The following is a 21,633-nucleotide window of genomic DNA, read 5'->3' as shown; positions in this document are numbered from 1 at the left end:
ACAGCCCACCTAGTGAATTAGCAGATGTAAATAGTGAATGAATCGAAGGTGAATGGATGTGAAGAATATCGTGCTCATAGGGTTTATGGGATCGGGTAAGAGTAGTGTTGGGCAGAGATTGGCCGAGAGGTTGCATTACAGGTTCGTGGATACGGATTCCTTGATAGAAGAAAGAGCCAAGAGACGGATAAGGGAGATATTCGAAGATTCTGGTGAACCTGTTTTTCGTGCCTTAGAGGCGAAGATAATCGCCGAAGTTTCTTTGGGCGAGGGGCAGATTATAGCCTGTGGTGGAGGGGCCGTCTTAAATCCCAGGAATGTAGAGGCTTTGAAAAGCAAAGGAATTTTAATTTACCTTAAAACGGCCTTATCGGCGATATATGAGCGGGTAAAGAACTCCGGTGAAAGACCACTTTTAAACGTCCCACAGCCAAAGATGCAGATCGAGAAGCTGCTCTCAAGTCGAGAGAAGATTTATGAAGAGGTAGCCGATTTGATCGTGGACACAACGGGTCTTTCCGTGGAACAGGTGGTGCAAAGAATCCAGCGGGAGTTGGGAGAGAAGATAACGTCATGAAGCTATTTGAAACCGTTGAGGTGGCATTGGGAGGCCGCAGTTATAAAATTTATGTGGGATCTGGAATTCTTTCGACCATTGGGGACAGGGTAAAATCCATTCCCCGTTGTGGAAGAAAAGTCATTGTCATTACCAATCCCACGATCTTGAACCTTTTTGGAGAGGTTGTCCGAGAAAGTTTTCTGAAAGCCCGCTTTGAATATCATTTTTTAGAAGTTCCCGATGGTGAGGAGTATAAATCCCTTGAAATGGCATCAAAGCTTTACGATGAACTCCTGGCGGTGGATGCTCAGCGTTTCGATCCCATCATAGCTTTTGGGGGAGGAGTAATTGGAGACCTTGCGGGTTTCGTAGCTGCTACTTACATGCGTGGAGTACCTTTGGTTCAGGTTCCCACAACCTTGCTCGCCCAGGTGGATAGCAGTGTGGGAGGAAAAGTTGCTGTAAATCACCCTCGGGGAAAGAATCTCATAGGATGCTTCTACCAGCCAAATTTCGTTCTCACCGACGCCGCAACGCTAAAAACTTTACCTAAACTAGAGCTTAAGGCTGGTTTTGCAGAAGTCATAAAATATGGCTTTCTGCAGGGAGAGGAGTTTCTTTCCTTTCTCGAGAAAAACCTGGAATCGATATTGAAATTGGATGAAGAGCTCGTGTCGCGAGTGGTCTCCGAATGTTGCCGGATCAAGGCAAGGATAGTGGAGGAGGATGAAAGAGATTTTGGCAGGCGGGCAATTCTCAATTATGGACATACCATCGGCCATGCTATCGAAGCTTTGACCGGATACAGGAGATTCTTGCACGGAGAAGCCATTTCTGTGGGAATGGTTTGTGCTGCCTTCATCGCCCATGAGTTCGGTCTAATAGACCGCTCTTTGGTTGATCGACACATTAGATTATTGAAACGCGCAGGGCTTCCCCTTAAATTACCCGAACTCGATGCCAATGCCATATTAAATCAAATCGTGGTGGACAAGAAGAGGCGGGGCGAAGCCAATATTTTTGTGCTCTTAAAGGCAGTTGGGTCTCCCGTGGTCATGGGGATTTCCTCTCGCATAGTCAGCAAAGCCCTAGAAGATGTGAGGAGACTGGATTGACAAATAAAGCCCATCTTAGACTGGAAAGATCCACCCCCATCCTAATATTTGCCTTCTTTTTATATATCTCTTTTATCAATGGAGCGGGTTATTTCCAGGAAACGAAGGCTTGTTTATACACCTTATTAATTTTCCTCGGTACCTTCTGGCTTTTGGAAGCGAGACGGAAAAATTCAAGTTTTTACCACACTGACCTTGACATCCCCCTGATTTTATTCGGCATCACCGCTGTCATCTCCACCTTTGGATTGGTCTGCTTATACGCTAGCCGAGATGCTTTGCTCCTGATATTCTCATATTTTTTGATCTTTTGGCTCGTAGCCAACAACATCAAATTAAAATGGGAGGTTACCTCACTCCTCGCCATTTTTGTCCTTTGCGGAACTTTATTATCCAGCTACGGCATCTTTCAATACGTAGCTGGTTTCAAGATGCTTTCGAAATATGTAGCCGGAAGGGGCTTATCTCTCGATATCCCCAGTAGGGTATTCTCCATATTCATTAGTCCTAATCATCTCGCGGGATTTCTTTGCATGCTCATTCCCGTGGCCTTCGTGCTATTGTTAAATGCCAAGGATAGATGGCAAAAAGTGGCACTACTGATCGCCGGTGTCGTTATGGTCACCTGCTTATTTCTCACTTTTTCCCGCGGAGGCTGGCTTTGTTTCATGGTCGTGGTGGCTATCTTGGCTGTGGGGATTCCTAAAACTCAGAAGTGGAAGGGAGTAGCGAATTTGCTGCTCTTGGGGATATTTGCCCTCATTTTCTGTCTGACCGTGATCACAATGACTGGGAAGTATTCCCCGGAGATTGCCTTGTATCCGGGGCTTACCAAGGAAGCAGGAGTTACAAGCGTGCAGGGCAGATTACATCTTTGGAAGGGGACTTTGAGAATGATAAAGAATTTTCCCCTTCTGGGGACGGGGATTGGAACCTACGCCCGTATTTATCCTGTATATCAGCATGGCGGTATCTATTCAAAGCATGCTCACAATACTTATCTCGAGCTCTTTGCGGAAACGGGAGCAGTGGGATTTGCTCTTTTTTGGCTATAGTTCTGCTCATTTTGAAAAAGCAATTTGGATTACTTTTAAACCTGCGGGATGAGCCTATAAGGGGAGTTGCCTTAGCCTTGTTTGCGGGATCCGTAGCATTTCTTGTTCGCAATTTGATCGATTTTGATTGGTACACCCCTCTGGTAGCCATGATTTTTTGGTCCCTAGTGGGGTTGACCTTTTCCCTCGAGGGGCTAGCATTCCCTCAAAGGGTTGTCAAGACATCCTTAAAACTATCTAAAAATATGAGCGTAGCTACAGTAATTGTAGCTTTCTGTCTGATTCTACTCATTCTAGCGAACTATGCCGTGGCTTTAAAATTTGCCCAGCGGGGGGAATCATTAATGAGAGGGGAAAAGTTTTCCCAAGCTTGCGTTGTTTTTAGAAAGGCAACACTTTTTGATCCCATTTGCCCCGAATATCACGCCCATCTCGCTGATGTCTGTTACAAGAGAGCACAGCGATTGAAGAGGATTTCATTGGTGGATGAAGCGATCAGGGAAATAAAAAAGGCGATAGCCCTCAATCCTTTCTGGGCCGACTATCATTCCGATTTGGGCGTTTATTATTGGTCAAGAGGGTGGTTCTCTCAGGCTCTATCACAATTGGAACGGGCTCAGAGTCTATACCCCAATGATCCTTCGCATTATGTCCTGTTGGGCGAATTTTACGCTTTTAGAGGCGACCATTCAATGGCGATAGGTCAATTTAAGAAAGCCATAAGCTTAAAACCCATATATAGATACTGGTATCCTCAAAGAGCTTTACGCTATATTGAGAAAGCTCATTTTAACCTGGGGAACGAATATGTAACTCTCGGTGAGTTGGATAAAGCGTTACATGAATTTACCATGACTTTAGATTTAAATCCTCGTAACCAGACGGCTTATCTGGGTAGAGGGTGGATATATTACAACAAGGGAATGTACAAGGAGGCAGCAAAGGATTACGGGCAAGTAGTGAAACTCAATCCAAGGAGCACCGTGGCTCACTTTTACCTTGGTTTAATCTATGAGAAGATGGATAGATTGGCACTGGCCATGCTCGAATTTGAAAAGGTACTAGAGATTGAACCGAAAAATAAGGGGGCAAAGAATAAGCTCACCGAATTAAAAAGGGAATAATTAAAAAGGGAATTAAACTTGTAGGGAGGATGATGGCAATGGCTAAGATTATAGTGATCCATGGTCCAAACTTGAACTTATTGGGGTTAAGGGAGAGGGAGATTTATGGGACCACGAGACTTGAGGAGATAAATTTCGCCCTCAAAGAACAAGCTTCTCAGAGCCAAATAGAATTGGAGGTTTTTCAGTCGAACCATGAAGGGGAGATTGTGGAAAAGATTCAATGGGCAGCAGGTAAAATCGATTGCATTATCATTAACCCCGCAGCTTTTACACATTACAGTATAGCCATCCGTGATGCTATTGCTTCCGTGAATATCCCCACCATTGAGGTACATCTTTCCAACATTTATGCTCGAGAGGAGTTCCGTTGGGAATCGGTTATTGCCCCGGTCACCGTGGGTCAAATTGCTGGGTTTGGTCCCGACAGCTATTATTTAGCTTTGGAGGCGGCAAAAAGATTGCTGAAGGAACAAGAAAAATAATCGCCGTTAGAGAAACTCATGATCTCTGAGAGGATTTCTAAGTTAAGGCAAAAAATCGAAGAAGCTCAGGTTGATGCCATGCTCATCAAAAAACCCGAGAACCTGCGGTATCTTATTGGTTTTACGGGCTCAGGAATGCTGGTGATAGATGGAAAGTACACCTTTCTCCTCACAGACTTTCGCCATTTTGAGCAAGCGGTTCAGGAAGCCTCCCGATGTGAAATTCTTAAGGTCACGAATTCAGGCTACGACGAGCTGGCGAGCTTGATTAGAAAATTGGGACTAAAGGTGATTGGCTTCGAATCCCACTTTCTCACCTTTAAGGAGTATATTGAGCTCTCCGAATTGGGTGATATCCTTTTGCATCCCTTGCCTCAAATGGTAGAACAATTGCGAGCCATCAAGGAGGAGGGGGAGATAGTTCGGATAGCTCGAGCTGCAAAGATAGTGGATCAAGCTTTTTCCCATATTTTGCCATTTATAAGAGTGGGAGTAACCGAACGAGATGTGGCCATTGAATTGGAATACTTTATGCGCAAAAGTGGTGCTGAGAAAGTGGGTTTTGATATAATTGTGGCGTCCGGTGCACGTTCTGCCATACCTCATGCTCGAACTACTGATAAAGGCTTGCACCCAGGCGAGTTCGTAAAAATCGATCTCGGAGCGGTATATGAGGGATACCACTCCAACTTAACTAGAACTTTGGTTTTGGGGAAGGCCTCCGAGCAACAACGCAAGATTTATCGGCTGGTCTTACAGGCTCAGAAAAGAGCATTGGATGGGATATCCGCGGGTCAAACCGGCGCCCAGGCCGATGGGATCGCCAGAGATTATCTGAGTCAAATGGGCTATGGTAGCAATTTTGGTCATAATCTGGGGCATGGAGTTGGATTGGAGATTCACGAGATCCCCACACTGGGACCGAAGAGCAATGAGCGGTTAATGGCCGGAATGGTTACAACAATCGAACCGGGGATCTATATCTCAGGTTTTGGCGGGGTCCGTATCGAAGACTTGGTGGTCTTAAGAGAACGTGGAATAGAAATTTTAACAACATCAACTAAGGATCTACTCGAGCTTTAGTTTATCATTCCGCGATCATGGATATACTAGATAGATTCAGAAGATTGATTGGAGGGAGATCGACTTATGATTACGACCAACCGGTTTAGAACGGGGATGACCATCGAGGTAGACGGCGTTCTATATACCATTCTGGATTTTCAGCATGTAAAACCGGGCAAAGGTCAGGCTTTCGTGCGCACAAGACTAAGAAATATAAAAACCGGTGCTATCATTGATAAGACATTTCGAGCCGGGGAGAGGGTAGAACTTGCGAGGCTTGACCATCGTCTCATGCAATACCTCTATTCCGACCATGGTAATTACGTATTCATGGATGCTGAGACCTATGAACAACTTTCCCTGTCCTCGGAACAAATCGGGGAGGCGAGAAAGTATCTAAAGGAGGAAATGACTTTGGAGATTTTGATGTATGAGGGAAAACCAATTGGTGTGGAGCTTCCTACCTTTGTGGAGTTGAAGGTCATAAGCACTCCTCCGGGTGTGAAGGGAGATACGGCAACTGGGGGGACAAAACCCGCTACCCTAGAAACGGGAGCCGTTATTCAAGTTCCCCTCTTCATCGAGGAGGGAGACATAGTGAAAATAGACACCCGTTCGGGTGAGTACATTACGAGGTTAACTGGAAAATAAGAGTGGAATAATGGAAGGGTGGTAGGCAAGGGAGGGATTTTCCTGTTAAAATAGGAATTCAAAAGGTGGGTGGAATGAGACAGAAACCAAAGCGGATTAAAATCACCGATACCACTTTGAGGGATGCCCATCAATCTCTCTGGGCTACCCGTATGCGCACGGAGGATATGGTACCCATCCTTGGGAAAATGGATAAAGTCGGTTACCATTCAATGGAGGTTTGGGGTGGAGCCACTTTCGATGCACCTTTGAGATTCCTCGATGAGAGTCCTTGGGATAGGTTGAGGACGATCAAGTCCCACGTGCGAAATACATCTTTACAGATGCTCCTACGGGGTCAGAATCTTGTGGGCTATAAGCATTATCCAGATGACATAGTGAGGAGATTCGTCCATCATGCGGCAAAAAATGGCATCGACATCTTTCGTATCTTCGATGCCCTCAATGATACGAGGAATTTCAAAACCGCCGTTGAGGCCGTCAAAGAGGCCGGTGCCCACTTTCAAGCTTCGGTTTGTTATACCATTAGTCCCATTCATACCCTTGAACATTATGTGAACACCGCCCTTGAACTCGTGGAAATGGGGGCGGACTCCATCTGCATCAAGGACATGGCGGCTCTCCTTACCCCATATCGCACTCATAAACTAGTTCAGCGTCTACGAAAGGAAATCGATTTACCCATACAGCTCCATTGCCATTATATTGGGGGCATGGCTCCCATGAATTACATCAAGGCAATAGAAGCGGGTGTGGATATTATAGACACGGCTACTGTGCCTTTGGCTTTTGGAAACTCTCAGCCTGCGGTTGAGATGGTAGTGGCTGCTCTCAAGGATACTCCCCATGATCCTGGGATTGATTTGGATCTCCTTTACGAGATAGCTGAATACTGGGAATCCGTTCGGGAAAGGAGGGGCTTTAAGCGCGGAGTAACCTCTCTTACGCATATGAAAGTCTTTTCCCACCAGGTTCCGGGGGGAATGATCTCCAATCTCTACAGTCAATTGGAGGAGCAAAATGCCCTGGATAGATTGCCTGAGGTTTTAGAGGAAATACCGCGCGTGCGAGCTGAAGTTGGATATCCACCTCTTGTAACACCTTTGAGTCAAATCGTGGGAATTCAAGCTGTAATCAACGTTTTAAGCGGAAAAAGGTGGAACGTTATTCCCGATGAAATGAGGGATTATGTGAAGGGGTTATATGGTCGTCCCCCTGGTCCCATGGATCCCGAAATCGAACGAAAGATTTTGAGTGGTGAAAAGCGCATAGATGTAAGACCGGCGGAGCTTTTAACGGAAACCTTTGAGGATTATGCCAAGGAAATTGGAGATTTAGCCCAGAGCGAAGAGGATGTTTTAACTTTTGCTCTTTTCCCAAAACCGGCTAGGGAATATTTAGAGAATCGCGCCAGGAAGAGCGTGGAGAAGACCGTTTTCTTGACGAGCCGAGAAATTAGCGCAGTCAAGGAGGATGGATATATGGATGTAGAGCAGATTCGGGAACTCGTGAGGATAATCGAGCAGAGCAATGTAAGTGAAATTGTTGTGGAGGAGGGAGGGGTCAAGATTTGCGTGCGCAAGGGGACCACTGGATCGGCTCCCAGCGTTGAGGTTACCGAAAGCGGACAAGCCAGCGAGACTAAGCCTCAAGTTGAGGCTAAGAAATATCCCGACCATTGGAAGGAGGTAACTGCTCCAATGGTCGGCACTTTTTATAGAGCTCCAGCTCCTGGTGCACCTCCCTTTGTGGAGATTGGCGATGCCGTTGAGGAGGGGCAGACGATCTGTATTCTGGAAGCCATGAAGTTGATGAATGAGATAACCGCCGAGGAAAAGGGAATAATCAAAGAAATCTTGGTGGAGAATGGTCACCCAGTGGAGTATGGTCAGGTTTTATTTTTGTATGAACCAACAGGATGAAAAAGTTGATAAGAGGTTGTAAATTTTAAGCGAGACTGGCGACCAGCATTGAGGGATAAGGAGAGGATGAAGTGTTCAAGAAGGTACTCATCGCTAATCGAGGCGAGATCGCATTGAGGATTATAAGAGCGTGTAGGGAGCTCGATATCCCCACAGTGGCGGTATATTCCGAAGCGGATGCGGATTCTCTTCATACGAAGCTTGCAGATGAGGCCGTTTGCATTGGTCCACCGGACAGCGGTAAAAGCTATTTGAATATACCGGGTATCATCAGCACCGCCGAGGTTACCGGTGCCGATGCCATCCATGCTGGCTATGGCTTCCTCGCCGAAAATCCCCAATTTGCTGAAGTTTGCGAGTCGTGCGGTATTACATTCATCGGTCCCTCTTCTAAAGCCATCTCTGCTATGGGCAATAAGATCGAGGCTAAAAGGCTAGTGAAGGAAGCGGGGGTTCCTGTTATCCCCGGGAGTAATGGGATTGTTGGAAGTGAGGAGGAAGCCTTGGCCTGTGCCGAGGAGATATCCTATCCCGTGATTATCAAAGCCGCGGCTGGTGGAGGGGGTCGGGGAATGAGAATAGCTTACAATGAGGGTGATTTGAAGAGGTTACTTCAAACGGCATCGTCGGAGGCCGGAACGGCTTTTGGTAATTCCGATATTTATCTTGAAAAATACATTGAACAACCCCGCCATATTGAATTCCAAATCTTAGCAGATAAGTACGGAAATGTGATTCATCTGGGTGAAAGAGACTGCTCCATCCAAAGGCGCTATCAGAAGCTCATTGAGGAATCACCTTCGCCGATTCTTAACCGTGAGGAAAGAGAGGAGATGGGGAAAGCCGCCGTGGCTGCGGCTAAAGCGGCCAATTATGTGAATGCTGGAACCGTTGAATTTTTGGTTGATGAAGAGGGAAATTACTATTTCATGGAGATGAATACCAGGATTCAGGTTGAACATCCGGTAACTGAAATGGTGACCGGAGTAGATATCGTTAAAGAGCAGATTCGTTTAGCGGCTGGGGAGCGGCTGGCCCATTCTCAATCTTATATTAAGCTTTACGGACATGCCATCGAGTTCAGGATAAATGCTGAAGATCCAGAGGAAGGTTTTCTACCCCGAGCGGGGAAGATCAAACTCTTCAATCCGCCTGGGGGCCCCGGGGTCAGGGTTGACAGCCATCTCTATTCCGGATATGTCATCCCATCACATTACGATTCGCTCTTGGCCAAGCTCATCGTATGGGGCGAAACTCGCGATGAGGCGATCCTAAGGGCGCGAAGGGCTTTGAATGAGTTCATCATTGTCGGCCTGGAGACCACCATATCCTTCCATTTAAAGGTCGTGGAAGATGAATTTTTCAGAAAAGGGGAGATTTACACCGATTTCATTTCGAGACGGATTTTAAATCGGTGATGGATTATTTCTTATTAAAAGTGGGATTTGCCCTCGGGGTATTAAAATGCTTGAGAGGCGAAAAGCTCGAAGAATGGCTTTAGAAGTTCTCTATCAAAGGGAAATTACTGGTAGCTCTCTATGCGAGATAATTAAGAATAGAGCTTTAGCTGGGGAGAAACCCCTTTCCGAATTTTCTTTGAGGATAATCGAGGGCGTTGCCAAGCACCAAAAGCATATAGATGAAATGATAGAAGGCTATGCGGATAATTGGGCATTGGAGAGGATGCCCCCCGTGGATAGAAATATCATCCGAATGGGCATTTACGAGATGATCTATGAAAGCGATATACCCTTCAGCGTTTCCATCAACGAGGCGGTTGAATTGGCCAAGGCCTATGGCACCGAAGATTCGGGTAAGTTTGTGAATGGCATTTTGGGTCGAATTGCTCTCGATCTCCAAAAATCCTGCAGTGGAAGCGAATCCTGATCTCTCTCGAACTAATTTGTGATCAAAAGATTATGTTTTATAATTGGAAGAAGAATTGAGGTGGTGGATTCGGATTAAGATGCAATAAAAATCGAGAAATATCTTTAACCAGAGTGGTAAGAATAGTTACAGCAAGGAGGGACTCATGACTCGTAGTGAAGAACTTACATTTGAAGAAGCTTTAAATCGTCTTCGAAAAATCGTAAGTTTGGTGCAGAGAAAGGAAGCAAGTTTAGAGGAATCGCTGGATCTGCTGGAAGAGGGAATTCGTTTGGCCAATATATGTACCGAAAAGGTTGATAACACCCGCTGGTTCGAAGAGGGGTTGGAGGAGCATAAGAGTGAGAGCAATCTATCCTGAGGAAAAACGGTTGCTGGTTGAGGATGCCTTACACCGCTTTTTCCCTTCGGAGGATAATTATCCCCAAGTGATTTATAAGGCCATGAGGCATAGTCTTTTTTCAGGTGGTAAGCGCTTTAGGCCAGTACTCACCCTCCTCAGTGCCGAGACTTTTGAATGTGCACCCGAAGGAGTTCTTCCCACAGCTTGTGCCATTGAATATATCCACACTTACTCCCTGATACACGACGATTTACCGGCGATAGATAATGATGATCTTCGACGAGGCCAGCCAACCTGCCATGTTTTATTTGGTGAGGATATTGCAATTTTAGCTGGAGACGCCCTTTTTGCTGAAGCTTTTTATCTTGTTTCCGCCAAACAACAAACCGATGATCCTCTCAAGATCATTAGGGTTATCGGGGAGTTGGCATCGGCTTCTGGTGCTCGGGGAATGGTTGGAGGACAAGTTATGGATGTTCTCTCCTCAGGGAGACGAGTTGATTTCGCCACCTTGAATTTCATTCATACCCACAAAACCGGTGAGCTTATAAAGGCTGCAGCCAGAGTCGGTGCCATCTTGGCCGGTGCCTCCGAAGAAGAATTGGCGATTATCACTGAGTATGCACACCATCTTGGTCTAGCCTTTCAAATCACCGATGATATTCTCGATGTAGTTGGAGAGACGGTTCTTTTGGGGAAAAAAATTGGTTCCGATCGAGAGCAATTAAAGCCAACATTTCCTGCGGCTTTTGGCTTGGAGAGATCCAGGGAATTGGCACGAGAAGAAACGGATAAAGCAAAAGAAGCTTTGACCAGATTGAGGGATAAAGATACTCGGGCTTTGGCGAATCTTGCAGAATTTGTTCGTGAAAGAGAGTCATAACGCCATCAATATATTAGATAGTTTAAAAAGAAAAGATTATTACCATTGACTATGGCTATCAACTGAATTTAAGGGGCGTTCAAAGTGAGTTCGAAAATTCTAGATAAAATCCATTCTCCAGTTGATTTGAAAAATCTTTTACCTGACGAATTACGAATTTTAGCTCAAGAAATTCGTCAGAAAATTATCTCCACCGTTTCAAAGACCGGTGGGCACCTCGGCCCCAATCTTGGGGTAGTCGAGCTGACCATAGGATTACACCGTGCTCTGGACAGCCCGAAGGATAAAATCGTCTGGGACGTGGGACATCAATCCTATGTTCACAAGTTGCTCACCGGGCGAAAGGATCAATTTGACACCATCCGTCAATACGGTGGCCTAGGTGGCTTTCCCAAGAGGTCGGAGAGCGAGCACGATGTCTTCGATACTGGTCATGCTAGCAATTCTATAAGTATAGCCTTGGGCTTGGCCGAGGCCAGGGACAAAAGGGGCACCGGTGAAACCATCGTTGCCGTCATTGGGGATGGTTCTCTCACCGGGGGGATGGCCTATGAAGCTCTGAATCAAGCCGGTCATCTAAGGACGAAATTGATGGTGATATTGAACGATAATGAGATGTCCATAGCCAATAATGTTGGAGCCATGTCTTCCTACCTCAGTCGAATTCGCCTTGACCCCGCCTATAACAGGATAAAGGAGGAAATCGAGCAAAGAATAAAGAGGATACCCGCCGTCGGCGAAATGATGTATACAATTGGGGGTCACATAAAGGAGAGTCTCAAGCACCTACTGGTACCTGGCATGATCTTTGAAGAACTGGGAATAAAATATGTGGGACCAATCGATGGTCATAACATTGAATCCGTGGAGCAAAACATTCGACTGGCCAAGGAAATCAGTGGACCAGTGCTCATCCACATTTTGACCAGGAAGGGACGTGGTTATCCACCAGCCGAAAGAAATCCGGATAAGTTTCATGGAACAGCGCCCTTTGTAATCGAGACGGGGGAACCCAAGAAGAAGAGCAGGTTTCCATCGTATACTGAAATATTTGGCGATACCTTGGTGGAGCTGGCGAAGGAGAATCAACAGATAGTAGCAATAACCGCGGCCATGCCCAGCGGCACGGGTCTGGATAAATTCGCGGATGCTTTTCCGGACCGCTTCTTTGATGTAGGCATTGCTGAACAGCATGCGGTCACCTTTGCAGCGGGTCTAAGTCTGGGTGGATTGCTTCCCGTGGTCGCAATATATTCAACCTTTTTGGAGAGAGCCTACGATCAAATCATCCAAGATATATGCCTACAGGACTTACACGTTGTTTTCGCCATAGACCGAGCTGGACTTGTGGGAGAGGATGGTCCCACTCATCATGGTGCATTTGATCTCACTTACTTAAGACATATTCCCAATATGGTGGTCATGGCTCCGAAGGATGAAGACGAGCTATGCCATATGCTGTATACTGCCATTAACATTGAAAGCCCAGTGGCTGTGAGATATCCCAGGGGTTCTGCCTTGGGTGTGAAACGCTCCAAGAATTTTAATATGCTCAAAATAGGCGAGGGAGAGATCCTAAAAGAGGGCAAAAATGTATGTTTTCTGGCCATTGGGAGGATGGTAAATATAGCCTTAAAAGCTGCGGAGATTCTGGAAGGAAAGGGAATTTCGTGCACCGTTGTGAATGCAAGGTTCGTCAAACCTCTCGATGTAAGGTTGATTTACACGATATGTCCAAATCATGATCTTACCGTAACTCTGGAGGAAAATTCCTCGATAGGCGGCTTCGGCAGTGGCGTATTGGAAGTTTTAAATGATAGGGGTATTTCTCTCCCCTTGCTTAAGTTGGGTCTCCCGGACGAGTTTATAACCCACGGGTCCATTGATGATCTCTTATCCTCTTTGAATCTCGATGCGCCAGGGGTCGCATCAACCGTAGAGGATGGACTTAAGAAGCTCGATAAACTGGTGGAGAAGTTCGATCGCGACGTTGAAGAAGTTAGCTCTCGGATTACCGAGCTTCCAAGCTAGTTGCTTAAACTGTGAAATATGGAGGGTTCATGGGCAGGAGAGAGCGCGTGGATGTGGTTTTGGTCAACAGGGGATTTTTCTCCAGCAGGGAGCGAGCACAAGCTGCTATTTTGGAGGGAGGAGTCCTCGTGGATAATAAAGTTGTGCACAAGGCGGGGACTCTAATCGATCCCAAGAGCATTATTAGCATAAAAGGGGAGGAAACTCCCTTTGTCTCCCGGGGTGGGGTTAAGCTCAAAAGGGCTCTCGATGAGTTTAAAATAGATGTGGAGGGGCAAATAGCTTTGGATGTTGGGGTTTCAACGGGGGGATTCACGGATTGCTTACTCCAACATGGGGCAAAACGAGTGATTGCTGTGGATGTAGGTTATGGGCAAATAGCTTGGCGTCTCCGCCAAGATCCTAGGGTTTATCTCTTAGAGCGGACCAATATTCGATACCTGACACCGGATAAAATACCCGCCTTAGCCGATATTGCCACGGTCGATCTATCCTTTATTTCCGTAAAGAAGATAACCGCGAATTTGATTAAGCTCCTGAAGCCCAAGGCGAAATTGGTGGTTCTAATTAAGCCACAATTTGAGGCTGGCCGAGAATTCGTGGGCAAGGGGGGAATCGTAAAGGATCCCAAGGTGCATGAAAGGGTCCTCGTAGATCTCTGGAGATATTTCGAAGGCGAAGGGTTTGAGGTCAAAGATCTTATCTTTTCTCCTCTTCGAGGAGCGGAGGGAAATATCGAATTCCTCATGCACTTAGTCTTGGATGGTGAAAGGAAAACGGAAGAACCCCATATATTGAAAAGGGTCAAGAGCATTGTAGAGGAGGCCCAAAGATCCTTATAGAGATTTTGGGAAATATTAAATGTATTTCAGAATCGTAGGGGATTATCATGAAAGCCGTGGCCATCGTGGCTCATCTTGGAAAAACAGAGGTTGCCTCCATCACACGGGATGTCGTAAATTGGCTCTGTGAACGGAATATTAAGGTAAAGATACCCGAAGATGAAGCTTTAACCTTAAATCGTCCAGATTTAGGCTATCCCGAGGAGAAGATCGCCGAGGACATTGAATTGGTCATCGTTCTCGGTGGGGATGGCACAATCTTAAGAGCTGTGAGATTGCTTCGGGGCAGTGATATACCGATTCTCGGGGTCAATTTGGGTAAATTTGGTTTCCTTTCCGAAATAGAGGTCAAAGATTTATATCCCGCACTCACCAGGATAATGAATAAAGATTTTAGTTTGCAGAAGAGGATGATGCTCGATTGTGAAGTCGTTCAGGGGCGAAAAAGTTTAGCCAAGCATATGGCCCTAAATGAAATAGTTGTTGGGAGAGGAGTGCGGCAAAGACTGCTGGAATTCGACGTTTACATCAACGACGAGTTTTTCGGTAGATATGCTTCCGATGGTCTCATTTTTGCAACCCCCACGGGCTCAACGGCCTATTCCCTTTCGGTGGGAGGACCACTCGTTTCTCCCGATACGAGACTTATTCTTATGACACCGGTTTGCCCACATTCCCTCTTTAACAGGACTGTGATCTTGAACGACACGGACGAGATAAAAGTGTGTTCTAAGAGTGAGCAATTGAGGGTCACGGTGAGCGCAGATGGGATGATCATTTTTGAGGGAAAACCCTTTGACTTTGTGAGGGTTTCTACCTCGGCCTCTTCCATTAGCTTGGTGAAGCTCAATGGGCGAAACTTCTATACCCTTTTAAAAGAGAAACTTGCAATCTGGGAATCCTTCTAAGCAACGGATACCGCACTGCTGCATTTTGAATTTCGCCCTCTCAATTTTATCATGGGAATGTTTAACCTTCTTTCCTTAACTGGACTATTAACGAGTTAGGTTTGCATTTTATACATTCGAGGGAGGGGTAAGTGTTAAGAAAGTGTCGGAGCCTCGCCTATGAAAGGTTCTGAATATACTCAAAGTTTTGTAGCGAGGCGAGACCCGAGCGGCGGCCGGAGATGACTTTGGTTAAACTGAAACCAGGCCGACCGCGTGTTTTCGGAGCACTTCACCCGACCATAGTGTTAACCATTTTGTTAATAATACATCTAATCTTTAGGAGTAAAATATCTGTGGGATATTGTGAGGTAATATATGTATTTTGAGGGAAGGGTTCGTCTGGATAGAAAGACAAAGAACCTGGTCAAGCGTTTGAAGCCAAGGGAAATTGCGGTAATAGACCACGGAGATTTGGATAGAGTAACCGCGGAAGCTCTAATCGAGATTAAACCGGGGGCGGTCATTAATGCAAGCTCTTTTAGTACTGGACGTTATCCAAATATAGGACCCCTGCTCCTGTGCTCGGCGGGTGTATATCTAATAGATAATGTGGGTGACGAAATTTTTAAGAGGGTCAAGGAGGGTGAAAGGCTCGTCATCCGGGAAGGTAAAATTTTCTTACGCGGTGAGCCCATTGCCAGTGGCGAAGTCCTCACGATTCCCACCATTCAACGGCAAATAGAAAAGGCCAAGGAAGGTTTGAGCACCGAAATCGAGAAATTTGTCACTAATACCCTTTATTATATGCAAAAGGAAAAGGCTCTACTTTTAGAAGGAGTGAATTTACCCATAACTTCCGTCGATTTCAATGGGCGCCATGCTCTGGTGGTAGTCAGAGGCTATGATTATAAGTCCGATCTGAAGGCATTGAGTTCTTATATCCGTGAAATCAAACCCGTCTTGATTGGTGTCGATGGAGGAGCCGATGCCCTGATAGACGAGGGTTATAAACCTGATATAATCATTGGAGATATGGACAGCGTAAGCGATGAGGCTTTGCTCTCCGGTGCCGAGCTGATAGTCCACGCTTATTCGGATGGCCGAGCACCTGGGCTTTCTCGCTTAAAGAATTTGGGTCTTTCTCCCATAATTTTTAGAGCCTCTGGAATAAGCGAGGATGTAGCCTTGCTTTTGGCTTATGAGAAGGGGGCGGAATTAATAGTAGCCGTGGGAACACACGCCAATCTCATCGAATTTTTGGATAAAGGTCGAGAGGGAATGGCCAGCACCTTTTTAGTGCGGCTTAAAGTGGGAGGTATATTGGTTGATGCTAAAGGTGTGAATAAGCTTTACCGCAGTAGAGTCAAATTTTCCTATTTATTACTCATATTCTTGGCTGCTTTTGTCACTGTCATCGCAATCGTCGCAGCTTCACCCCTCATCAGGCAACTTCTTACTCTGCTTGCTTACAAACTGCGCTTAATTTTTGGGATTTAAGGAGAAGCACGATGTTTGACATGAGATATCATATAGCCTCTTTGGTTGCGGTTTTCCTCGCATTGGGCGTTGGAATTCTGTTGGGAACGGTAATTGTGGATAAAGGTATCTTGGTTGAGCAGCAAAAAGCTCTGGTGGAAAGCGTAAAAAGGGATATCAATGAGCTCAGAGGGGAAAATCGTTTGCTTGGAAGAGAACTCAAAAGGAATGAAGAATTCCAAGGGGAAATTTTCCCCCATATTGTGGAGGGGCGATTGGAGGGGAAAAGAATAACCATCATTGTGACCTCGAAGGTCTCCGAAGAGGTTCAAAGGGGAGTGAAGGAAGCCTTGGATCAAGCTAATGCCAAAAGCTTCATTCTTTTAATCCTCCACCCCGATTTTGGATCGAAGCGCTCTGATATCCGAGGTAAACTGAGCACATTTTTTCCGGAGGAAAAGCTATCGAGATCGGAACTGGAGAAAAAAGTCGTTGAAAAGCTGGCGATGGAGCTCGTTACAACATCGGATTCCGTTTTCCTAACGGAGTTAGCGAATTTGGGGTTGATAAGAATAAGTGGAGAACTCAATCTTCCCGTGGAGAACGTCGTCCTCTTTGGAGAAAGTCAGAAGAAATCCGAAATTTCCAATGTAGATTCACTTTTGATCGAACAATTCAAAAAACTCGAAATTTTTGTGGTCGGGGTGGAAACCACCGATGCAAAAGTTTCATCCATTCCAGCTTATAAAAATGCTGGTATAACCAGCGTTGACAATGTAGATACCATCCCCGGGCGAGTGGCTTTGATCCTTGTACTTCAAGGAAAGGCTGGAAATTTTGGCATTAAGTCCACGGCTGAGAGGCTTTTACCCCCTTAGTTCACGATATTAAGGAGAAGTGTTGAGGAAAAGGACTGTAGTTTTAGTGCCCGCTTTCAATGAATCCAAGAGAATCGGCAAAACCGTTGCCGCTTTGAAGCGAATACCGCTCATCGATGAAATAATCGTAATAGATGATGGATCGAGGGATGATACTGGACTTGAGGCTCAGAAGGCGGGGGCGAGCGTAATCCGCACTGGAAGGAATCTTGGAAAGGGCGGAGCTTTGAACCTAGCTCTTAGGGGATTGGATTACGATGTTTTACTCTTGGTCGATGGAGATTTGGCGGATGCCGCCATTGAGGTGGAGAAGCTTTTACAACCCGTCCTCAGAGGAGAGGCGGATATGACAATCGCCGATTTTCCCGAGCCAAGCCTTAAAGGGGGATTTGGGTTGGTCAAGAAATTTGCTCGTTGGGGGATTAAACGGTGCACAGGAAGGGTTGTGTCCGAACCATTATGTGGTCAACGGGCACTGACCCGCGAGGTTGTGGAGAGGGTGAGGAAATTTGACCCCGGTTTCGGGGTTGAAGTTGGTCTTACCATCGATACCATTCGATTGGGCTTTAAAGTCGTGGAGATACCCACGACCATGTCCCATGCTGAAACGGGAAGGGATATCGGAGGGTTTGTACATAGGGGTCGTCAATTTTATCACGTTCTAAGGTCAGTTTTGTCTCGCCTGCCTGCCCGGCCAGGGCCTGCCTGGCCAGGGAGGTGAATTCATTGTTTCTTTGGTTCTTGTTGACATCACTCATGGTGAGTGCGGTGATTTTCCCCCTTCTCCTTTCTCTCCTTTCCTTAAGCTGTTTGCGGGAGAATTATCGGGGACGGAAGATACCAAACTGCGGAGGTCTTTTGTTAATAATCAATTTCATAGCCATCCTTGGTATAACCTCGGTTTTATTTCCACAAGAGCTTTTGTTTTTTGAAAGATGGCTGTTCCCCCTGACCGCCCTAGTTTTAGGGATGGGCTTTCTGGGAATTTTGGATGATCTCTTTGGAACCAGGGCTCAGGGTGGATTCAAAGGACATTTCAGAGAACTTGCAAGGGGTCATTTGACCACGGGTGCCCTCAAGGCTTTGGGAGGGGGACTGCTTTCCCTCTTTGTGGCCAGCATTTTTTCGGAAAACTCATTTTTTCTCATCGTTAATGCAATTTTATTGGCTCTGTGCATGAATACATTCAACCTTCTCGATGTAAGACCTGGACGAGCAATTAAAGTTTTTTTAATATTAAGTTTGGCGATCTTTTTATTCACCCTTCGCAGTCCGATTTGGAAACTTGGGGGGATTTTTGTAGGACCGATTTTGATTTTGTTTCGAGCCGATCTCATCGAGCGGTGCATGTTGGGCGATGTGGGATCGAATATTCTGGGAGCCCTCATCGGTCTTTCCTTTATCGCTAATTTTCAGGGATTTATAAATCTCGTCATCCTGGCCATGCTCATAACGATTCAAATTTATGCGGAGAGGCATTCAATTTCCGCTTTTATTTTAAGGGTACCCGCTCTAAGGAGGATGGATGAATGGGGACGCAGGAAGTAGGGAGTAACTAGTGGTAACCGGCAGTAATTGGTAGAATTTAACTATGAAATCGTGATCATCGACTGGATTAAAGGAGAGGGTTTGTGTGGCAAAATATATATTCGTCACCGGAGGCGTGGTTTCTTCGCTGGGAAAGGGCATCACCTGTGCTTCTTTGGGAAGGCTATTAAAATGTAGGGGACTTAAAGTGACCATTCAAAAGCTCGATCCTTATCTGAATGTGGACCCTGGGACCATGAGTCCTTTCCAGCATGGAGAAGTCTACGTGACTGAGGATGGGACCGAAACGGATCTTGATCTTGGACATTACGAGCGCTTCATAGATGAGAATCTGAACCGGGATAGTAATGTCACCGCGGGTACAATTTACTGGTCCATCGTGACCAAGGAGCGCAGGGGAGATTTTCTTGGAGGAACCGTTCAGGTCATCCCTCACGTCACCAATGAGATAAAGGAACGAATCTTGAAAATGGCCGGCGAGAATCAGCCGGACATCGTGATCACCGAAGTGGGTGGAACCGTGGGAGACATCGAGGGTTTACCCTTCTTGGAGGCGATTAGGCAGTTCAGAAAAGATGTGGGGAAGGAAAATGTTCTCTACATCCACGTGACCCTCATCCCATATCTCCGCGCTCCCGCTGAGCTTAAGACCAAACCTACCCAGCATAGTGTGAAGGAATTGAGGAGCATAGGAATTCAACCGGACATCATAGTCTGTCGCTCGGACCGCCCTTTGAGCGATGCTCTTAAGCGCAAGATCGCTCTCTTTTGCGATGTCGATCCTCATGCCGTCATCTCCGCCATCGATCTGGATAATATTTATGAGATTCCACTCATTCTTCATCGGGAAGGATTGGACGATATCGTCGTCGGACACTTGGAGCTCGATTGTGGGGAGGCGGATCTCTCCGAGTGGGAGAGGCTGATTGAGAGAGTTCAAAATATCCGTGAGAAAGTTAAAATCGCTTTGGTCGGGAAGTACGTACAACTCCCCGATGCCTATTTGAGCGTGGTCGAAGCCTTGAGACATGCGGGATTCTATCGCGAGAGGGAAATCGATCTGCAATGGGTGGATGCGGAGACTTTGAGCCCGGCGGAGGTTGAGAGAAGGCTTTCTCAAATCGACGGAATTTTGGTGCCGGGAGGCTTTGGTGTTCGTGGAATAGAGGGGAAGATCCGTGCCGTAACATTCGCCCGGGAAAATAAAATCCCCTTCTTGGGGATATGTCTGGGTTTGCAATGCGCGGTGGTGGAGTTCGCCCGCAATGTCTCGGAACTGAAGGACGCCAATAGTTCGGAGTTCGATCCGAATACGCCCCATCCGGTAATTGATCTACTCCCGAAGCAAAAGGAGATAAGGGAGATGGGAGGGACAATGCGACTTGGAGCCTATCCCTGTACCCTTGTCCCGGGTACTAAAGCCCATGCTGCCTATGAAAGTGATCTCGTTTTCGAGCGACATAGACATCGCTATGAGGTGAATAACCGGTATAGACAAAAGCTTTCCGATAGGGGCATGGTTTTCAGCGGTCTTTCTCCGGATGAGAAATTGGTGGAAATCATCGAATTATCGGATCATCCATGGTTCGTGAGCACCCAATTCCATCCGGAGTTTAAATCCAGACCCGATAGACCTCATCCTCTATTCAAGGATTTCATCGGAGCGGCTTTGCAATATCAAAAGCGGAGGAGGCGCAAGCCCGCCTGCCGGAAGGTAGGATTGAAATAGCGAGGAAAAATGATAAATACATCGAGGTTGGTTGAGACTTTTTCGGAACTAATAAAAGTCGACAGTCTTACATTCTATGAGAGGAGAGTAGCTGAATATATTGTAAACAAACTGGGTAAATTAGATATCGATGTCTGCATCGATGATGCGGGCGAAAGAGTTGGGAGCGATACCGGAAATGTAATAGCGCATCTTCCCGGTAATACCACGGCTCCCACCCTTTTATTTAATGCTCATTTGGATACCGTCGAGCCGGGTATAGGCATCGAACCTCAGATAAAGGATGGAATCATCCGCAGCAAAGGTGATACCATCCTTGGCGCCGATGATAAAGCGGGTGTGGCCATCATTCTTGAACTGCTCTATGTCCTTAAAGCCGTTGGATTATCCCATGGGGATATCGAGGTCGTGTTCACCATCGCTGAAGAAAAAGGACTCTTTGGCTCCAAGAATCTTGATCTCTCTCGATTTAAAGCCAAGTTTGGCTATATCCTGGATTGCGAAGGACCTCCGGGAAGAATCGTAACCCGTGCACCTTTCCAGGATTCCATTAAGGCTTTATTCAGGGGCAAGTCCGCTCATGCCGGGATATGTCCCGAACGGGGAATAAATGCTATTCAGGCGGCGGCCATCGCCATCTCTAAGATGGATCTTGGAAGGATCGATGGTGAAACCACGGCTAACATTGGAGTTATAAAGGGAGGCTTAGCAGCTAATATTGTACCAGAAGAAACCTCAATCGAAGGTGAAGCTCGGAGTCTTTCCCTCAAGAAGCTCAAAACTCAAGTGAGGCACATGAAAAGTTGTCTTGTTAAGGGGAGCACAACCGTGGGAGCTAAATTGGATCTTGAGGTAAATCGGGTTTACGATGGTTTCGCTTTGAGTGGTGAGGATCAGGTTATAAAAATTGCTGTGGATGCTGCACGAGCTGTGGGCATTGAGCCAAAACTCATCGCCACGGGTGGTGGCAGCGACGCCAATATCTTCAACAAAGCGGGTATTCCCACTGTCAATTTAAGTGTGGGAGCGGTGAACGTTCATTCGACGAGTGAGCAGATTACCATCGCAGATTTGGAAGTTGCAGCAAACATGATCCTAGAAATAGTGAGATTGGTAAGTCGAGGGTAGAGGATAGAAAACTGTGTGGGGA

General features: G+C 46.3%; 21 protein-coding genes. All 21 read left to right on the top strand.

The genetic code is table 11. From position 1 onward, the window contains the following. The first annotated feature begins 58 nt into the window (after positions 1-58). The 21 genes from QMD66_00690 to QMD66_00590 all read left to right on the top strand — a co-directional run bounded on the left by QMD66_00690 (position 59) and on the right by QMD66_00590 (position 21,611). A complete protein-coding gene (locus tag QMD66_00690) occupies positions 59-577 on the top strand; it encodes a shikimate kinase (GenBank protein ID MDI6821389.1) in 519 nt (172 codons plus the stop codon). Next, positions 574-1,674, top strand: coding sequence for a 3-dehydroquinate synthase (gene aroB, locus QMD66_00685; protein MDI6821388.1), 1,101 nt, complete (start codon positions 574-576; stop codon positions 1,672-1,674). Before QMD66_00690 ends, aroB begins: the two co-directional genes overlap by 4 nt. Next, entirely contained in the window at positions 1,671-2,729 is a 1,059-nt protein-coding gene (locus QMD66_00680; protein ID MDI6821387.1) for an O-antigen ligase family protein, read from the top strand. The genes aroB and QMD66_00680 overlap by 4 nt, the downstream gene beginning before the upstream one ends. After that, positions 2,720-3,853, top strand: a complete 1,134-nt coding sequence (locus QMD66_00675; GenBank protein ID MDI6821386.1) for a tetratricopeptide repeat protein — start codon at positions 2,720-2,722, stop codon at positions 3,851-3,853. Before QMD66_00680 ends, QMD66_00675 begins: the two co-directional genes overlap by 10 nt. A gap of 38 nt (positions 3,854-3,891) precedes the next feature. Then, on the top strand, positions 3,892-4,338 hold the full coding sequence (gene aroQ, locus QMD66_00670; GenBank protein ID MDI6821385.1) for a type II 3-dehydroquinate dehydratase: 447 nt from the start codon (positions 3,892-3,894) through the stop codon (positions 4,336-4,338). Positions 4,339-4,356: 18 nt separating this feature from the next. After that, positions 4,357-5,421, top strand: a complete 1,065-nt coding sequence (locus QMD66_00665) for a Xaa-Pro peptidase family protein (GenBank protein MDI6821384.1) — start codon at positions 4,357-4,359, stop codon at positions 5,419-5,421. A 66-nt stretch (positions 5,422-5,487) separates the two neighbouring features. Next, on the top strand, positions 5,488-6,054 hold the full coding sequence (gene efp / locus QMD66_00660) for an elongation factor P (GenBank protein ID MDI6821383.1): 567 nt from the start codon (positions 5,488-5,490) through the stop codon (positions 6,052-6,054). A gap of 74 nt (positions 6,055-6,128) precedes the next feature. Then, positions 6,129-7,976, top strand: coding sequence for an acetyl-CoA carboxylase biotin carboxyl carrier protein (accB, locus tag QMD66_00655; protein ID MDI6821382.1), 1,848 nt, complete (start codon positions 6,129-6,131; stop codon positions 7,974-7,976). Positions 7,977-8,047: 71 nt separating this feature from the next. Next, positions 8,048-9,394 (top strand): acetyl-CoA carboxylase biotin carboxylase subunit, encoded by a 1,347-nt coding sequence (accC, locus tag QMD66_00650; protein MDI6821381.1) that lies wholly within the window; start codon positions 8,048-8,050, stop codon positions 9,392-9,394. Between the two features lie 46 nt (positions 9,395-9,440). Continuing rightward, the gene (gene nusB, locus QMD66_00645; protein MDI6821380.1) at positions 9,441-9,863 is read left to right on the top strand and encodes a transcription antitermination factor NusB; all 423 of its coding nucleotides are present in this window, start codon (positions 9,441-9,443) and stop codon (positions 9,861-9,863) included. A gap of 145 nt (positions 9,864-10,008) precedes the next feature. After that, positions 10,009-10,224, top strand: a complete 216-nt coding sequence (gene xseB, locus QMD66_00640) for an exodeoxyribonuclease VII small subunit (GenBank protein ID MDI6821379.1) — start codon at positions 10,009-10,011, stop codon at positions 10,222-10,224. Continuing rightward, a complete protein-coding gene (locus QMD66_00635) occupies positions 10,205-11,089 on the top strand; it encodes a polyprenyl synthetase family protein (protein ID MDI6821378.1) in 885 nt (294 codons plus the stop codon). Before xseB ends, QMD66_00635 begins: the two co-directional genes overlap by 20 nt. Before the next feature lie 84 nt (positions 11,090-11,173). Continuing rightward, positions 11,174-13,120 carry a 1-deoxy-D-xylulose-5-phosphate synthase gene (gene dxs, locus QMD66_00630; protein MDI6821377.1) on the top strand — a complete coding sequence of 649 codons (1,947 nt, stop codon included), beginning with the start codon at positions 11,174-11,176 and terminating at the stop codon, positions 13,118-13,120. Between the two features lie 29 nt (positions 13,121-13,149). After that, entirely contained in the window at positions 13,150-13,962 is an 813-nt protein-coding gene (locus QMD66_00625) for a TlyA family RNA methyltransferase (GenBank protein MDI6821376.1), read from the top strand. A gap of 47 nt (positions 13,963-14,009) precedes the next feature. Next, on the top strand, positions 14,010-14,870 hold the full coding sequence (locus QMD66_00620; GenBank protein MDI6821375.1) for an NAD(+)/NADH kinase: 861 nt from the start codon (positions 14,010-14,012) through the stop codon (positions 14,868-14,870). A 357-nt stretch (positions 14,871-15,227) separates the two neighbouring features. Further along, entirely contained in the window at positions 15,228-16,349 is a 1,122-nt protein-coding gene (gene steA, locus QMD66_00615) for a putative cytokinetic ring protein SteA (protein MDI6821374.1), read from the top strand. An 11-nt stretch (positions 16,350-16,360) separates the two neighbouring features. Beyond that, positions 16,361-17,206: a copper transporter gene (locus QMD66_00610; GenBank protein ID MDI6821373.1), complete on the top strand. Its 846-nt coding sequence runs from the start codon at positions 16,361-16,363 to the stop codon at positions 17,204-17,206. A 22-nt stretch (positions 17,207-17,228) separates the two neighbouring features. Further along, a complete protein-coding gene (locus QMD66_00605; GenBank protein ID MDI6821372.1) occupies positions 17,229-17,927 on the top strand; it encodes a glycosyltransferase family 2 protein in 699 nt (232 codons plus the stop codon). 5 nt (positions 17,928-17,932) lie between these two features. After that, a complete protein-coding gene (locus tag QMD66_00600; protein ID MDI6821371.1) occupies positions 17,933-18,754 on the top strand; it encodes a hypothetical protein in 822 nt (273 codons plus the stop codon). An 85-nt stretch (positions 18,755-18,839) separates the two neighbouring features. Then, positions 18,840-20,483, top strand: a complete 1,644-nt coding sequence (locus QMD66_00595) for a CTP synthase (protein MDI6821370.1) — start codon at positions 18,840-18,842, stop codon at positions 20,481-20,483. Between the two features lie 9 nt (positions 20,484-20,492). Next, the gene (locus tag QMD66_00590) at positions 20,493-21,611 is read left to right on the top strand and encodes a M20/M25/M40 family metallo-hydrolase (GenBank protein ID MDI6821369.1); all 1,119 of its coding nucleotides are present in this window, start codon (positions 20,493-20,495) and stop codon (positions 21,609-21,611) included. Positions 21,612-21,633: the final 22 nt, after the last annotated feature.

Source organism: Actinomycetota bacterium (genome assembly GCA_030018275.1).
Classification (GTDB): Bacteria; Actinomycetota; Aquicultoria; order Subteraquimicrobiales; family Subteraquimicrobiaceae; genus Subteraquimicrobium.
Note: the sequence above shows the minus strand (reverse complement) of the source record. Positions and strands in the feature narration are given on the sequence as shown.

What these genes read in the sequence shown, in the direction of transcription:
- QMD66_00665 (MDI6821384.1), top strand. Translation starts at nt 4,357, where the DNA reads ATGATCTCTGAGAGGATTTCTAAGTTAAGGCAAAAAATCGAAGAAGCT.
- aroQ (MDI6821385.1), top strand. Translation starts at nt 3,892, where the DNA reads ATGGCTAAGATTATAGTGATCCATGGTCCAAACTTGAACTTATTGGGG.
- efp (MDI6821383.1), top strand. Translation starts at nt 5,488, where the DNA reads ATGATTACGACCAACCGGTTTAGAACGGGGATGACCATCGAGGTAGAC.
- aroB (MDI6821388.1), top strand. Translation starts at nt 574, where the DNA reads ATGAAGCTATTTGAAACCGTTGAGGTGGCATTGGGAGGCCGCAGTTAT.
- accB (MDI6821382.1), top strand. Translation starts at nt 6,129, where the DNA reads ATGAGACAGAAACCAAAGCGGATTAAAATCACCGATACCACTTTGAGG.
- QMD66_00590 (MDI6821369.1), top strand. Translation starts at nt 20,493, where the DNA reads ATGATAAATACATCGAGGTTGGTTGAGACTTTTTCGGAACTAATAAAA.
- QMD66_00625 (MDI6821376.1), top strand. Translation starts at nt 13,150, where the DNA reads ATGGGCAGGAGAGAGCGCGTGGATGTGGTTTTGGTCAACAGGGGATTT.
- nusB (MDI6821380.1), top strand. Translation starts at nt 9,441, where the DNA reads ATGCTTGAGAGGCGAAAAGCTCGAAGAATGGCTTTAGAAGTTCTCTAT.
- QMD66_00610 (MDI6821373.1), top strand. Translation starts at nt 16,361, where the DNA reads ATGTTTGACATGAGATATCATATAGCCTCTTTGGTTGCGGTTTTCCTC.
- xseB (MDI6821379.1), top strand. Translation starts at nt 10,009, where the DNA reads ATGACTCGTAGTGAAGAACTTACATTTGAAGAAGCTTTAAATCGTCTT.
- steA (MDI6821374.1), top strand. Translation starts at nt 15,228, where the DNA reads ATGTATTTTGAGGGAAGGGTTCGTCTGGATAGAAAGACAAAGAACCTG.
- QMD66_00620 (MDI6821375.1), top strand. Translation starts at nt 14,010, where the DNA reads ATGAAAGCCGTGGCCATCGTGGCTCATCTTGGAAAAACAGAGGTTGCC.